At 67.7% G+C, this 15,429-nt stretch carries 10 protein-coding genes; 5 read left to right on the top strand and 5 right to left on the bottom strand.

Features of this window, described 5'->3' with window-relative positions:
• Positions 1-11 precede the first annotated feature (11 nt).
• A complete protein-coding gene (locus ACVT6V_RS21290; RefSeq protein WP_489896098.1) occupies positions 12-842 on the top strand; it encodes a hypothetical protein in 831 nt (276 codons plus the stop codon).
• A gap of 192 nt (positions 843-1,034) precedes the next feature.
• On the opposite strand, the gene ACVT6V_RS21285 is transcribed toward ACVT6V_RS21290, so the two are convergent.
• The 5 genes from ACVT6V_RS21285 to ACVT6V_RS21265 form a co-directional block, all read right to left on the bottom strand.
• A complete protein-coding gene (locus ACVT6V_RS21285; protein ID WP_489896097.1) occupies positions 1,035-2,306 on the bottom strand; it encodes an IS110 family RNA-guided transposase in 1,272 nt (423 codons plus the stop codon).
• A 756-nt stretch (positions 2,307-3,062) separates the two neighbouring features.
• Positions 3,063-5,390 (bottom strand): malto-oligosyltrehalose synthase, encoded by a 2,328-nt coding sequence (treY, locus tag ACVT6V_RS21280; protein WP_489896096.1) that lies wholly within the window; start codon positions 5,388-5,390, stop codon positions 3,063-3,065.
• Positions 5,391-5,400: 10 nt separating this feature from the next.
• Positions 5,401-7,932, bottom strand: a complete 2,532-nt coding sequence (glgX, locus tag ACVT6V_RS21275; RefSeq protein ID WP_489896095.1) for a glycogen debranching protein GlgX — start codon at positions 7,930-7,932, stop codon at positions 5,401-5,403.
• Between the two features lie 93 nt (positions 7,933-8,025).
• Positions 8,026-10,221, bottom strand: a complete 2,196-nt coding sequence (locus ACVT6V_RS21270) for an acyltransferase family protein (protein WP_489896094.1) — start codon at positions 10,219-10,221, stop codon at positions 8,026-8,028.
• Positions 10,222-10,384: 163 nt separating this feature from the next.
• Positions 10,385-10,981, bottom strand: coding sequence for a TetR family transcriptional regulator (locus ACVT6V_RS21265; RefSeq protein WP_489896093.1), 597 nt, complete (start codon positions 10,979-10,981; stop codon positions 10,385-10,387).
• Between the two features lie 116 nt (positions 10,982-11,097).
• On the opposite strand from ACVT6V_RS21265, the gene ACVT6V_RS21260 reads away from it, so the two are divergent.
• From ACVT6V_RS21260 to bioB, 4 genes are read left to right on the top strand one after another with little or no spacing between them, the layout of a single operon-like run.
• Positions 11,098-12,399, top strand: coding sequence for an adenosylmethionine--8-amino-7-oxononanoate transaminase (locus tag ACVT6V_RS21260; RefSeq protein WP_489896092.1), 1,302 nt, complete (start codon positions 11,098-11,100; stop codon positions 12,397-12,399).
• Positions 12,396-13,586, top strand: a complete 1,191-nt coding sequence (locus tag ACVT6V_RS21255; RefSeq protein WP_489896091.1) for an 8-amino-7-oxononanoate synthase — start codon at positions 12,396-12,398, stop codon at positions 13,584-13,586. The genes ACVT6V_RS21260 and ACVT6V_RS21255 overlap by 4 nt, the downstream gene beginning before the upstream one ends.
• Positions 13,583-14,371 (top strand): dethiobiotin synthase, encoded by a 789-nt coding sequence (gene bioD, locus ACVT6V_RS21250; protein ID WP_489896090.1) that lies wholly within the window; start codon positions 13,583-13,585, stop codon positions 14,369-14,371. Before ACVT6V_RS21255 ends, bioD begins: the two co-directional genes overlap by 4 nt.
• A complete protein-coding gene (gene bioB / locus ACVT6V_RS21245; RefSeq protein WP_489896089.1) occupies positions 14,368-15,408 on the top strand; it encodes a biotin synthase BioB in 1,041 nt (346 codons plus the stop codon). The genes bioD and bioB overlap by 4 nt, the downstream gene beginning before the upstream one ends.
• Positions 15,409-15,429 lie beyond the last annotated feature (21 nt).

Raw genomic sequence — 15,429 nt, 5'->3', positions numbered from 1 at the left:
TAAGAGTAGGAATGACCGACGAGGACAAGACAACCGACGATTCCGCGCAGGACCCCTCCGGGTCGGCGGCAGAGTCGTCAGGTGAGGCCGATACGACCGCCGAGACCCCGGAACCGGTGCGACCACGGACCAAGGCCTCGCGTGCCAAGGCCTCGCGCGGCGCCGACGGCTCACGCCCGGCCGACGAAGCAACGGCCGACGAGCCGAAACCCGGAAAGGTGTCCGCCGCCGCGACCGCGGCCAAGGACGGACCACGGCAGATCTCGCTGACGTTCACCACGGCCGGACTGCGCAAGGTGCTCGGCGTGCTGGTCGTGATCGCCGTCGTGGTCGGTGTCGTGCTGTTGGGGTGGGGCTACTACCAGCAACGCGAGCGGCTCGATGCGTTCGACGACAGCAAGGCAGCCTCCGAGCAGTTCGTGACGAAGCTGGTCGGCACGATGACCAAGGACGGCGTCGCGGACATGAAGAACACCCTCGGGCCGCTGTCCACCGGTGACTTCCACAAGCACCTCGAGCAACAGCAGTCCGACACCGCCAAGGCCGTCGACCAGCTGAACCTGCAGGATGCCCAATCGACCGTGAAATCGGTGTCGGTGGAGAAGTTCGACACCGACACCGCACGTACCTCCGTGTTGATGGAGGTGAGTGGGAAGAGCGCACTGGCCCCCGATGGCGGCAAGAGCCTGATGCTGCTTTGGCTCGACCTGCGCAAGGAGAACGGTCAGTGGCTGGTGTCGGAACTCAGTGGGGCCCAGGCCGGTATCGGTCAGGAGCAGGGTGCCGCACAACCGAGCCCCGCCGCACCCGCACCGGCACCGGCACCGGCTCCCGCGGGCTGACCCGAGATCAACGAGTGCGAGCGTCCCTACTCGGTCTCTGAGGCGCCGCCCTGAGGCGCGAACTTGCGAGCGTCACGAAGGGAGCGAGCTAGTCCGAAAATAGAGGTGACGGGGCATGCTGGGGTGCCCCGCTCACGTTCGGGTGGTGAGTGGTTGGGTTCGTTGCGCTGTTGTTGTGTGGTGAGGTTCGGGCTACGCGGCCGGTTCGAGCGAGACCTGCCAGCCCAGTGACTGCAGGGCTTGGATGTGGTGGCGCGTGGCGCGGGTGGTGTTGCGGTGCTTGTCGTAGTGGTCGGGGCCGAGGTCCTCGAAGTGGGCGTCGGGATCGGACAGCAGCTGCCAAATGATGACGAGGATGGATCTGCCGACGGCGACGTTGGCCTTGTTCGTACCTCGGCGTCGCGCGATACGTCTGTAGCGGGCGCCGAGGAAGCTCCGCGACTTGGTGATCGAGGCGACGACCTCGCTCAGGGTGCGGGCCAGGTACTTGTTGCCCTTGCCGGTGGCACCGTTACCGGTGTTCTTGCCGGCACTGGATTTCACCCCGGGGGCGAATCGGGCCCACGACGTCAGGTGAGCGGGTGTGGGGAAGCGGGACATGTCCACACCGATCTCGGCGATCAACGCCGCGGCCGAAACATCAGAGATTCCGGGAATCTCACACAGGCGCTCGGCCTCGCGGACAAAAGGGGCCATGTGCTCAGTGATCTGATCATCGAGCATCGCGATCTCCTCGTCGGTGGAATCGATCCGTGCAAGCATGCGGGTGAGCAGGAAGCGGTGATCGTCGGTGAAACTGCCCAACGTGACACCCGCGAAGGCTTCGGTCAACTGCGGGATCTTGCGCCGCATCCGGGTGCGGGCCAGATCGGCCAATCGTTCGGGATCGGCCTGACCAGCGATCAATGCGTCCATCATCTCGCGCCCGGATACCCCGAAGATGTCCGAGGCCACCACCGACAGTTTGATACACGCATCCTCGAGGAGCTTTTCCACGCGACTCTTCTCCGCGGTGCGTTCGGAGACCAAGCTGATGCGGTAGCGAGTCAGTCGCCGCAACTGCCGGAGCTCTAGTGGCGGAACAAAACTTGGACGCAACATCTGACGTTCGGCAAGTTTGCACAGCCACACCGCATCCAGAGTGTCGGTCTTGGGCCGTCCCGGGACGTGCTTGACGTCATGAGCATTGACCAACCACGGATCAAGCTCATAGGCCTCGAACAGGTAGAACGGCGCTCGCCAATAATCGCTGGTCGCTTCCATCACCACCCGCGTCACGCCCAACTCACGCAAGTGATGGCCCAACGCCATCAACGACGGCACCATCGCTTTATGTTTGGTGACCTGTTGGTCGCGGCGTTTACGGCCAGTACCCGGCAGACGCACACAGCACACCACCTCGGCCTTGCCCACATCGAGCGCGGCGACCCGCTCGATGATCTGTTCCTCATCAACTACTTGCATCACCCCATCACCACCTTCGGTCGACTCGCACCCACTTCAGGGCGGCTGACCGGGGTCTGTTAGGGCACGAACTAATCTAGTCCTCGTACTCTCTGCCACCCGACTCGCGCCGAACAGCGTCGTTACAGTGAAGAGCCCACGACACAGACCCGCACCCGGCTTGCGAACGGCCTCAACAGTGCCAAAGATCGACGGCGTTGCCAGCCAGCCGCCCACTAATTTTCACGCCGGAACGAGCGTCCTGCCAAGGGCACATTGGCTTGCGAGCGTCACGAAGGGCCCTTCGTGACGCATCCTCGCAGGCTCGGAGGCTGCTCAGGGACCGGGGGTCGGAACCGTTCGTCTGGCCCTTCGTGCTGCTCAGGGACTGGGGGTCGGAACCGTTCGTCCGGCCCTTCGTGCTCCTCAGGGACCGGGGGGGGCGGAACCGTTCGTCTGGCCCTTCGTGCTGCTTAGGGACCGGGGGTCGGAACCGTTCGTCTGGCCCTTCGTGCTGCTCAGGGACCGGGGGGGCGGAACCGTTCGTCTGGCCCTTCGTGCTGCTCAGGGACCGGGGGTCGGAACCGTTCGTCTGGCCCTTCGTGCTGCTCAGGGACCGGGGGGCGGAACCGTTCGTCCGGCCGTTCGTGCTGCTCAGGGGTCGGGGGTTCGGGCTGTTCGTCCGGCCCTTCGTGCTCCTCAGGGACCGGGGGTCGGAACCGTTCGTCCGGCCCTGCATACCTTATCGGGGTCACTAGCGCTCGTCCGGCGCCCCGGTCAGTCCGTCCTGGTCAGGACGCCCACGGAGGTTGGTCCCAGCTCCGACAGGTGCATCGTCGGACCGCGGACCTCGCCGGTGAGCGCGTCCCGCCATGTGCCCGAAGGTAGCGAGATGGTCGTGGCCGACGCGTCCCGGTCGGAGACACTGTGGGTGAATCGCGCGGTCACCACCGCGACCCGCGGGTCGTCTCCGACGCCACGGGTGAACGCGACCACGTGGTCGGCGCAGCGTCCCTCCGCGTACAGGGCCGTATAGGTTCCGCCGGCCCGGAAGGCCTCGGGGTGCGCCGCACGGGCCCGCAATGCCGCTCGGATGAGCTCGACCTTCGGATGCTCGCGCGACTGTCGGAAGTCAACCGCTCGACGGTTGTCGGGATCAACGAGGGAATCGTCCCACCATTCGGTGCCCTGGTAGATGTCTCCCACCCCGGGGCCGAGCAGTGCGATCACCTTGCGCGCCAAGGATTCCGAATACCAGTTCGGGGTGACCTCAGCGACGAGCTCGGCGATCGTCGCGGAGTTGTGGCCGGTGGTCACCTCATCGATCCAGGCTGCGAGCGCGTTCTCGAACTCGTCGTCGACCTCGGTCCAGGTGGTGCACACCGCGGCTTCGCGTGCGGCCTTCTGGGCATAGGCCTTGATCCGTTGTCGCAGTGTGTCGTCGACCGGCCCGGCCGCCGGCCACACGCCGAAGATGTTCTGCAACAGGAAGTATCCGGTCAGATCGTCGGGTGGCGGGGTCGCCTGCCATATCCCGCGCACCAACCTGGACCATCGCTCGGGAACCTGGGTCAGCAGGGCGATCCGGGACCGCACATCTTCGCCGCGCTTGGTGTCGTGTGTCGACGTCGCTGTCATCGCCCAGGGCCAATCATGTGCCCGGCGGGCGTTGTGGGCGTGGAAGTCCCGCAGCGACAAAGTCGGGTCGGCCGGATCCCCGCCGACCTCCTGTGCCGACACCAGCCGCGCCGTCCGGTAGAACAGACTGTCCTCGACGCTCTTGGCCGTGACCGCACCGCAGGTCTGGGCCAGGCGAGACGCCGCGGCGCCCGGGCTCCCGGTCGCCTGCACGACCAGGTCCATGGCGGCGGCGAGACGCGGTGTGCGGCGTGTGATCTCGGCGGCGGTGTCGACGAGGCGGGCGCGGAGGGACGGATAGTCGGCTCGGTAGACGCCGAGTTCTGCGATCAGCTGAGCGGTGGCGTCGGCCACCGCCTCGGAGTCGGCGGACGGGTCGGAATGGGTGATGGCCCGCACGAGGCGGCGGTGCTCGGTGGGGAACATCTCCCGCAGCGTCACCAGCTTTCGGGCGCGCTCGGCCTCGTGCAGCCAGCTGGAATCACCGGGCTGCCCGGTGACCCGTTCGTGCGTCTCGCCGAGTTCGATGACCCCCGACGGGGCGGTGAAGACCGCGTCGATCAGACGCATCTGGTCGTAACCGGTCGTTCCCTCGACGGGCAGCGTCGGCTCCAGCTCCTCGTCGGGTGCGAGTATCTTCTCCACGTAGATGAGCCGACCTTCTCCGACGTCGGCGCGCAGCCGCCGGAGGTAGGACTGCGGATCCCACAGTCCGTCCGGATGATCCACGCGCACACCGTCGATGAGGTTCTCGTCGACGAGATCCCGAAGCCACTCGTGGGTCGCCGCGTACACGGCGGGATCCTCTTGCCGAAGCCCGGCGAGCTCGTTGACGGTGAAGAACCGGCGGTAACCGATCAACCCGCAGTTCCAGGGCACCAGTCGGTAGTGCTGGCGACCGTGCACCTCGACGGGACTTCCGGTCGACGTTGAACCGGGGGCGGTGGGGAAGACGTGATCGTGATAGCGCAGGTGGCCGCCGTCGACCACCAGCGGCGACAGGTCGCCGTCGGCGGCGAGCACCGGAAGCGCGATCTTCCCCTCGCTGCCGTTGTCCGTCGAGAAGTCGACGTCGAACCAGTTCGCATACCGGGATCCGGACCCGTACCGCAGCAGATCGCTGAACCAGGGATTCTGCAGAGCGTCCGCCACGCCGGTGTGGTTGGGCACGATGTCGATGATGAGACCGAGACCGTGGCCGGTGGCGGCCCGGCGCAGCTCACGCAGACCGGCAAGACCACCGCGGTCGGGTGCCACCACGGGCGGCGGGACCCAGTCGTAACCGTGCGTCGAGCCCGGCATCGCGCGGCCGATCGGGGACAGGTAGATGTGACTCACCCCCAGATCGACCAGGTGCGGCAGGATCTCGATGACGTCGGCGAACCCGAAGTCGGGGGTCAGCTGAACCCGATAGGTGGCCACCGGCTCACGGACACCACCGATGGCGGGAGAAGCGTCGTTTGTCATCTCTCGCAGGTCACGCTGTCTTGCGGAGTACCAGAACCGACCGCGCGCCCACCATCAGCGCCGAACCCGGACTCGCGCTGATCTCGGAGTCACCGGTGGGATGCGTGGTGTCGAGTTCGCCGACCCATTCCAACCCCCACGCGGGCAGGTGGAACTCGATGTCCTCGTAGTGGGCGTTGAAGCAGATGATGAAGCTGTCGTCGACCACCTTCTCGCCGCGCTCGTCGGGTTCGCCGATGCCATCGCCGTTGAGGAAGACCGCGAGGCTCTTGCCGAACCCGCTGTCCCAGTCCTCGGCTGTCATCTCCTCGCCGGACGGGGTCAACCAGACGATGTCGAGGGCCTGACCGCCCCACCGGATCGGCTTGCCGGCGAAGAACCGTCGTCGTCGGAAGACGGTGTGGCGGGTGCGTAGATCGATCACCTTGCGGGTGAAATCCAAGAGGTCCGAGTTCTTCTCGGCGAGGGACCAGTCCATCCAGGACAGTTCGGAGTCCTGGCAGTACACGTTGTTGTTCCCTTGCTGGGTCCGTCCGAACTCGTCGCCGTGGGCGAGCATGGGCGTGCCCTGGGACAGGAACAGCGTCGCCAGGATGTTGCGCTGTTGTCGAGCGCGCAGATCGAGGACCTCGGGATCGTCGGTGGGACCCTCCACGCCGCAGTTCCAGGACCGGTTGTGGCTCTCCCCGTCGCGACTGTCCTCGCCGTTGGCCGCGTTGTGCTTCTCGTTGTAGGAGACGAGGTCTCGCAGGGTGAAGCCGTCGTGGGCGATGACGAAGTTGATACTCGCCAGCGGCCGTCGACCGGTCGCCTCGTAGAGATCCGACGACCCGGTCAGACGGGAGGCGAACTCGCCGAGGGTGGCCGGCTCACCGCGCCAGTAGTCGCGCACGGTGTCGCGGTACTTGCCGTTCCATTCGGTCCACAACGGCGGGAAGTTCCCGACCTGATAGCCGCCCTCGCCGACGTCCCACGGCTCGGCGATGAGCTTGACCTGACTGACCACCGGATCCTGTTGGACGAGGTCGAAGAACGCCGAGAGGCGGTCGACGTCGTGGAGTTCGCGCGCGAGCGTGGACGCGAGATCGAAGCGGAAGCCGTCGACGTGCATCTCGAGCACCCAGTAACGCAGCGAGTCCATGATCAGCTGCAGGGTGTGTGGATGGCGTCCGTTCAGACTGTTACCGGTTCCGGTGTAGTCCATGTACATCTCGGGATTGCCGTCGACGAGCCGGTAATAGGCGGCATTGTCGATACCGCGGAACGAGATCGTGGGACCGAGGTGGTTACCCTCTGCGGTGTGGTTGTAGACGACGTCGAGGATGACCTCGATGTCGGCCTTGTGGAACGCCCGTACCATCGCCTTGAATTCGGTGACCGCGCTCGCCGGCTGGTCGGGTTGCGATGTGTACTCGACATGCGGAGCGAGGAAGCCGAATGTGTTGTATCCCCAGTAGTTTCGGAGTCCCTTGTCGAGCAGGACGAAGTCCTGCATGAACTGGTGCACCGGCATCAGTTCGATCGCGGTGATGCCGAGGGACTTGAGGTGGTCGATGATGACCGGATGGCACAGTCCGGCGTAGGTTCCGCGCAGGTGTTCGGGAACGTCGGGATGGGTTGCCGTCATCCCCTTGACGTGGGCCTCGTAGATGACGGTCTGGTGGTAGGGCCGCTTCGGTGACCGGTCGTTCTGCCAGTCGAAGTACGGGTTGATCACCACCGACACCATCGTGTGGCCGAGCGAATCGAGTTGTGGCATGTCGGCGGGCTGGGCAGAGGCCATCGGCACGCTCGGGGTGGCGGTGCCGGTCACCGCCGGTGCCGGATCGCCGGCGGACCGGGGTGTCAGGTCGGTGCCGTTCGGCGCATCGGACTGGTCCTCGGTGACCTGCGCTTCGGGTGTCGCCTCCGTGACCTCGGCATCGATGGCCCCGTCCTCGGCCGTCCCGTCAGGGACCGGCGGAGTCCCGGCGTCGCTGGTCGTCACCGCCGCCGTTGCGGCCTCGGTCTCGACCGGCGCCGCGGGTTCGGCCGATGTCGTGTCCGGGTCGACCATCGCGTACGAGAACAGGGACGGATCGCCGTCGAAGGCCCCGTGGAAGGCCTTGCCGTAGGGGTCGAGGAGCAGCTTGCTGGGGTCGCAGCGCAACCCCTGCGCCGGATCGTACGGACCGTGCACACGGAACCCGTAGAACTGGCCCGGGCCGATGTTGGGCAGGTAGCAGTGCCAGCAGTAGCCGTCCACCTCCTCGAGGCGGATCCGACGCTCCGTGCCCGCGGCGTCGATCAGGCACAGATCGACGGCGGTGGCTACCTCGGAGAACAGCGAAAAGTTGGTTCCCACACCGTCATACGTCGCTCCGAGCGGATACGGGTTACCCGGCCAGACGACAAACGGGGTCGCATCTGCGGGCGGCTCCGAATGATCGATCGGGTCGGGGAGGTCGATGAACTCCGCGCGCTCCGCGGCGGGTTGTCGGCCGCCCGAACGCCCGGCATCGGGGGCCGGCGATTTGGTCATCTCGGCCTTCGGCGATTCCATGACATGACACTAGCCGTCAACCGTCACGTGTTCATCTCGGAGAGACCGTGATCCGATGTGGGATGGACGACTCTGGTCGTCCGTGGCCCCTGATCAGGGCACGGGTGGGCCGGTCCACGGCAGGGCCTGCGCCATCTGCCGTCCCAGTTCGTCGCTGAGGCTGCGGACATACGTCGCGCTCAGATGGTGCCAGTCCTTGTAGACGATGATGTTGCCCACGATCGCCGGGCACAGTTCGGCGTCGCAGATCCCGTCGGAGAGGTCGAGCGCGTGGAACTTCGGCCGCGTCGCGGCCAGTGCCAGCGCCGGGTCCTGCGGCGCGAGGGCCGCCGCCCGGCGGGTGCCGCAACTCTCGGCGGTTCCGCCGTCGGCGAGGCAGGTCGGCGTGTCGATGGAACCCTTCGCGTTCTTCGGCCACGGAGTGTCCCGGATGCCGAGAACGTCGATACCGGCATCGATGAACTCGTCGAAGATCGGTGTATAGGTCGGCGGCACCCAGTCACCCGGCTGATAGTCACGTGGGCGGGTCGAGTTGGTGAACACCGCGTCCGGTTTGTCGGCGATCACCTTCTTCATCACCCGCATCACCCAGTCGTGGCACTGGGGATAGGGCACGCCCTGCTGCTTGGGCACCAGCTCCGTGGACATCGGGCAACCCATCTTCACGTAGGTCGTCACCTTGAAGTGGTTGCGTTGTCCGAGGAGGTTGAGGGCGGAGATCCACATCTCGGCGTGGGAGCCGCCGATGAGTGCGACGGTCTTGGTCGCGGTCGGGTCGCCGTAGACGCCGACGTGAATCCCGGGGTCCTCGAAGCTGCTCATGTAACCGTCGGTGGAGGTCTCCGGGAAGTCCTGGGTGACCATCAGCGGCGACGGCTGCGGATCGAGCGCGGGCACCGGGTACCCGTCGAGTAGGGCCCGGGCGCCGGGGTATGAGCGGGGGTCGAGGTTCTTGGTGTCCACCACCATCGTCGACACGTGCCGATCCCAGACCTTGATCCCGACGCCGGTGATCACCGTGCCGACCACGAGGAGACTCGTCACCACCGAGGTGTAGCTGAGCCATCGGGTCCGGCCGTCGGGGCGTGCGTGGGCCAGCCTGGACCGTCCGCCGCCGCGTAGCGGGTCCTCGACGTAGCGTTTGGTCAGCCAGGCCAGCCCCAGCGAGACGGCGAGGATCCCGACACCCTCGACGACGGAGGCGTGGTTCTTGCCGCGCCAGGTCAGGTAGAAGATGAGCAGGGGCCAGTGCCACAGATACAGCGAATAGGCGACCGTGCCGAGCCACACCGGCCAGCGGCTGGCCAGCATCCGGTTGACCGGCGGCAGGCCCTGCGGCCCGGTGGCGCCGGGGCGCGGGCGTTCCAGTGCGGTCGCGCCGGCCCAGATGATCACCAGGGTCGAGCCGACCGGCACCAGCGCGAGGGGGCCCGGATACGAGTCGACGCCGTCGATCCACCAGCCGCAGGTGACGATCAGTGCCAGCGCCGCGACCGCGGCGACGGTGCGCACCCAGCGGGGGACACGCCAGCTCGGCAGCCAGATCGCCAGCAGCCCGCCGGCCAGGGGCTCCCACACCCGAGACAGCGTGTCGAAGTAGTTGAACTGCTGGTTGACGCCCATGCGCATGTGCGCCCAGTAGAACGAGACGGCGGCCACGCCGAGCACGGCGAGGCCGACCAGCAGCCTGATCGTCCGCGGTTCGGCGAGCGGAGGAAGCATGCGCGCGGTCAGCTTGATGATGGCCGCGAACATCAGCGCGACCAGCAGGGTCGCGACGAAGAACTGCCCCTGCACCGACATCGACCAGATGTGCTGTAGCGGACTGTTCGCAGAGCTCGCGGCCAGGTAATCCTGGGAATTGAAGGCCAGATGCCAGTTCTGGTAGTACAGCGCGCTGGCGACCAGCTCGCGGCCGATACTGACCCAACGAGTCTGCGGGATCACGACGACGGTGAGCACGGCAACCGCGATGAGGATGGTGAACAGCGCGGGTAGCAGCCGCCGCAGCAGTCGTTTGAGGCGCGGCCACGGGTTGATGGTGTCCCGGAGCGTGACGTGCGTGGCCTGGCTGTGGATCGCGTGGCGCAGCAACGACCCGATGAAGAAGTACCCCGACAGGGCCAGGAACACGTCGACACCGCCGGAGACGCGCCCGAACCACACGTGGAAGGCGGCGACCAGCGCGATCGCGATCCCGCGCAGACCGTCGAGGTCCGTGCGGTACGCGGGCACGGTGTCCACCGGGCCCGGCGACGCCGGGGCGGCGGTGTGCGTCGGAGCTGCCACTTGCCTGGTGGATCTTCCTGTCGTGAGCATCGGCTCGATGAACGGTCCGGCTGAATCGTCGAGTGGGTTCAGGCGGTCTTTCGGTGAAGCAATCTACATGCCCAAGCTGTGATATCCGATTCCGCGCGGTCCGACACACCGACCGACGGACAGCCGCTGACCTTTACGTTTCTTTACCGTTCCCGTTCACGGCGGCCACCGGGCGGACGCCGGCCCGCAGTCGCGCGCCGTCCAGGATCACCCCGAGCCCATCGGCGAACTCGGAGGTGAAATCGCGTCCCGACGGGCCGGTCACCTGGAGTCGTTCCATCTGTGCTCGGGTCTGCTCCTCGATGGTCAATCCGATGACCAGCTGGCATACCGCCGTCGCGACGGCCGCCGCATCGCGCTCGCTCAGTCCGCCGGCGCGCCCCACCGTCGCCAGATCGGTGGCGATGCTCTTCGGGGAGAGCCCGCTGGCCCATGCCGAGGACACGACCTCGGCGCTGTCGGGCACGTCGAGGAGCGCGGCACGCATCCCGGTCGCCAGGAAGGCGAGACGTTCATCCCACCTCATGCTCTCGGGTGGGGCCGCGACATCGCCGAGGATGTCGTCGGACAGCGCCGCCAGCAGCGTCTGCTTGTTCGGGAAGTGCCAGTACAGCGCGTTCGGCCGCACCCCGAGATCGGCGGCGAGGCGGCGCATGGACAGATCGGCCAGGCTGTGGTCGGTCAGGATGTCGCGGGCCGCGCGCAGGACGTCGGCTCGGTTGTTGCTCACGCGCCCACAATAGGCGCCCTGTACAGCGTTCAGGAAACCTGTACAGTGTTCAGGACGAGGAAGCCCGTGAGGCACGCCACCGGCGCGTCTCCCAGAGATCCGAAGGACATCGCGCCGTGGACGACGCCACCATCAGCCGCATCGATGGCGACCACGTCTGGCACCCGTACGGCGCCATGCCACCGGCGACGCCGCCTCTCGTCGTGCGCGGTGCGCAGGGCGTGCGGCTCGAGCTGGCCGACGGACGCCGCGTCGTCGATGGCATGAGCTCGTGGTGGGCCGCCATCCACGGCTACCGGCACCCCGTGCTCGACGCGGCGGTCACCGATCAGCTCGGGGCGATGTCGCACGTCATGTTCGGCGGACTGACCCACGAACCCGCCGCCCGGCTGGCGCAGCTGCTGGTCTCGATCACCCCCGGTGACCTGCAGAAGGTCTTCTTCTGCGACTCCGGCTCGGTGTCCGTCGAGGTCGCCGTGAAGATGGCGCTGCAGTACTGGCGCAGCCGCGGCGAGACGTCGCGGACCCGGCTGCTCACCTGGCGCGGTGGCTACCACGGCGACACCTTCGCCCCGATGAGCGTCTGTGATCCCGACGGCGGGATGCACTCGATGTGGACTGACGTGCTCACCGACCAGGTCTTCGTCCCGGCGCCGCCGACGGAGTACGACGCCGACTACGTCGCGGTCCTCGAATCCGCCGTCACCGAACATCGCGAGCGCCTCGCCGCCGTCATCGTCGAGCCGGTCGTGCAGGGCGCGGGGGGCATGCGGTTCCACGACCCGCGGTACCTGTCCGAACTCCGGCGTATCTGCGACCGTGCTGGTGTCCTGCTCATCCTGGACGAGATCGCAACCGGGTTCGGCCGCACCGGCGAACTGTTCGCCGCCGACCACGTCGGCGTCACGCCCGACATCATGTGCGTCGGCAAGGCGTTGACCGGCGGATACCTGACGCTGGCCGCGACGCTCTGCACCACGGAGGTCGCGGAGGTGATCAGCGCCGGCGAGGCGGGCGGACTCGCGCACGGCCCGACATTCATGGCGAACCCGCTGGCGTGCGCGGTCGCGGTCGCCGCCATCGAACTGTTGCTGGAGTCACCCTGGCGTGACCGGGTGGGCGCGATCGAGTCCGGGTTGCAGCGCGGTCTCGCCGGCCTCGCCGACACGCCCGGCGTCGTCGACGTGCGGGTCCGGGGTGCGATCGGCGTGGTGCAGCTGGATCGGCCCGTCGACATGTCGGCGGCCACCGCCGCCGCGGTCGACGCAGGGGTGTGGTTGCGGCCGTTCCGGGATCTCGTCTACGTGATGCCGCCGTTCGTGTGCACCGGCGACGACATCGACACGATCACCCGCGGTGTGCGTGCCGCGGTGGATGCATCTCTGTCCGTAGACCTCATCACGGGAGTGAGTCGATGACGACCACAGAACTGAACCCGGCGGCCACTGCAGCCGCATCCGTCGACACGTCCGAGGACGCCCTGGCGTGGCTGGCCGACGAGGCCGTCCGGCTCGAGCAGGCCGGTCTGCACCGGGAACCCGTGGTGCGACAGCCCGATTCGTCGATGATCAATCTCGCCTCCAACGACTACCTGGGTCTGTCCACCGATCCGGCGGTGATCGCCGGTGCCCACGCGGCGCTCGACGCCTGGGGTGCGGGATCCACAGCATCGCGACTGGTCGTCGGCACCACCGCGGCCCACGTCGAACTCGAGGACGACCTCGCCGAGTTTCTCGGATTCCCGTCCGCCCTCGCCTTTTCCTCCGGCTACCTCGCCAATGTCGGCGCGATCACCGCACTGGCCGGACGCGGCGATCTCATCGTCAGCGACACCGGGACGCATGCCTCACTGATCGACGGCTGCCGGCTGTCGCGGGCGCGCGTGGTCGTGGTGGATCGAGGCGATCATGCGGCCGTGCGGGCCGCGCTGCGTGCACGCACCGAGAAGCGGGCGCTCGTCGTCACCGACTCGGTGTACAGCATCGACGGTGAGCCGGCGCCGATCGCCGACCTGTACGCCGCGGCCCGCGACAACGGGGCGGCCCTGCTCGTCGACGAGGCGCATGCCCTCGGGGTGCGTGGTCCCGGTGGTCGAGGTCTGGTCGCCGAACTGGGGTTGTCCGGGGCGCCGGATCTCGTCGTGACCACGGTGCTGTCCAAGTCGCTCGGTGCGCAAGGCGGTGTCGTGCTGGGCTCGGCGCTGCTGCGATCGCATCTGATCGACCGCGCCCGCACCTTCATCTTCGACACCGGACTCAACCCGGCCGCCGTCGGCGCCGCTCGGGCCGCGCTCGGCCTGCTGCGCGCCGACCCGGCGATGCCGCACCGACTGCGCGCCAACGCGACCCGGATGGCGGCCGCGATCGGGGCCGACACACCGGCCGCGGCGGTCATCTCCCTCGTCGTCGGCGACCCGAAGCCCGCCGTTGCCGCGGCGGCCGCATGCCGCGATCAAGGTGTCCTCGTGGGCTGCTTCCGTCCGCCATCGGTGCCCGCCGGCACCTCGCGCCTCCGGTTGACGGTGCGGGCCGATCTCGAGGCCTCGGTCATCGATCACGTCGCGGGCGTCGTCAACGACGCACTGACACAGGTCGGTGTCCGATGACCGCCGGGCCCGGTCGGATCCTGGCCGTCACCGGCACATCGACCGATGTCGGTAAGACAATCGTGACGGCCGCCCTGGTCGCCGCGGCGCGGGACGCGGGAACCAGTGTGGCCGTGTGCAAACCGGCGCAGACCGGTGTCGTGGGTGGGGAACCAGGCGATCTCGCCGTCGTCGAAGCGCTCGCCGGACCGACGGCGACGGCGGAATGTGCCCGCTACCCCGAACCGCTCGCGCCGGAGACCGCGGCCCGCCGAGCAGGGCTGGCCGCACTGCAAATCGGCACCGTGACGTCGGCCGTTGCCGGTCTGGCCGCCGATCACGACGTGACGTTCGTCGAGGGGGCCGGTGGTGTGCTGGTCCGGCTCGCCCAGGATCTGACGCTCCTCGATGTCGCCGAGGCGACCGATGCCGGTGTGGTCGTCGTGGTTCCGGCCGGCCTCGGCGCGCTCAACCACGCCGAACTGACGGTGTCCGCGATCACCGGGCGCGGCCTGCGGGCCGCGGGACTGATCATCGGATCGTGGCCGGCCGAACCGGATCTCGCGATGACCTGCAATCGCACCGATCTGCCGCGTCTCACCGGCGTGCCGATCGTCGGCGCGATCCCGGTCGGCGCCGGCGGGCTGGACCCGGCCGATTTCCGGCGACTCGCGCCATCGTGGATCGACCCGGAATGGCTGCGTCACGAATGTCTTCCCGGCCACGCCCGGACACCGACCGAGCCCGAACCACCCATCCGTTCACAGTCCCTGAATGCACAGCCCCAAGAAGGAGTTCTCTCGTGACCCAGGCCCCCGTCGCACCCGGCGCCACCCGCACCGATACATCCGACGACATCCTCGACATCGCCCGCACGCAGGTTCTCGAGAACGGCGAGGGGCTGCGTCGCGAGCAGGTTCTCGAGGTGCTGCGTCTGCCCGACGACCGACTCACCGAACTGCTGCAGCTCGCCCACGACGTGCGTATGACGTGGTGCGGACCCGAGGTCGAGGTCGAGGGCATCATCTCCCTCAAGACCGGCGGGTGCCCCGAGGACTGCCACTTCTGCTCGCAGTCCGGGCTCTTCGCGTCGCCCGTGCGCAGCGCGTGGATCGACATCCCGTCGCTGGTCGAGGCCGCCAAGCAGACCGCGAAGACCGGTGCGACCGAGTTCTGCATCGTCGCGGCCGTCCGCGGTCCGGACAAGCGTCTGATGAGCCAGGTGGCCGCCGGCATCGAGGCGATCCGCAACGAGGTCGACATCCAGATCGCCTGCAGCCTCGGCATGCTCAGCCAGGAGCAGGTCGACGAGCTCAAGGGCATGGGCGTCCACCGCTACAACCACAACCTCGAGACCGCGCGCAGCCACTTCCCGAATGTGGTGACCACCCACAGCTGGGAAGAGCGCTGGGACACGCTGCGCATGGTCCGCGAGGCCGGCATGGAGGTCTGCTGCGGCGGCATCCTCGGCATGGGGGAGTCGCTGGAACAGCGCGCCGAGTTCGCCGCGGATCTCGCCGCGTTGGAGCCCGACGAGGTTCCGCTCAACTTCCTCAACCCGCGGCCGGGCACCCCGTTCGGGGACCTCGACGTCCTGCCCGCCTCGGAAGCGCTCAAATCGGTTGCCGCGTTCCGCCTCGCGTTGCCGCGCACGATTCTGCGGTTCGCCGGTGGCCGTGAGATCACCCTGGGCGACCTCGGTGCCAAACAGGGCATCCTCGGCGGCATCAACGCGGTCATCGTCGGCAACTACCTCACCACCCTGGGCCGCCCCGCCGAGGACGACCTCGATCTGCTGAGTGATCTGTCGATGCCGATCAAGGCACTCAACGACAGCATCTAGGCTCGATCACGTGACCACGTC

It is taken from the genome of Gordonia sp. LMA167 (assembly GCF_058130025.1).
Note: the sequence above shows the minus strand (reverse complement) of the source record. Positions and strands in the feature narration are given on the sequence as shown.

Bases quoted from the DNA above. Each gene is read 5' to 3' on its own strand.
- ACVT6V_RS21290 (WP_489896098.1), top strand. From the start codon at position 12: ATGACCGACGAGGACAAGACAACCGACGATTCCGCGCAGGACCCCTCC.
- ACVT6V_RS21285 (WP_489896097.1), bottom strand. From the start codon at position 2,306: ATGCAAGTAGTTGATGAGGAACAGATCATCGAGCGGGTCGCCGCGCTC.
- treY (WP_489896096.1), bottom strand. From the start codon at position 5,390: ATGACAAACGACGCTTCTCCCGCCATCGGTGGTGTCCGTGAGCCGGTG.
- glgX (WP_489896095.1), bottom strand. From the start codon at position 7,932: ATGGAATCGCCGAAGGCCGAGATGACCAAATCGCCGGCCCCCGATGCC.
- ACVT6V_RS21255 (WP_489896091.1), top strand. From the start codon at position 12,396: ATGACGACCACAGAACTGAACCCGGCGGCCACTGCAGCCGCATCCGTC.
- bioD (WP_489896090.1), top strand. From the start codon at position 13,583: ATGACCGCCGGGCCCGGTCGGATCCTGGCCGTCACCGGCACATCGACC.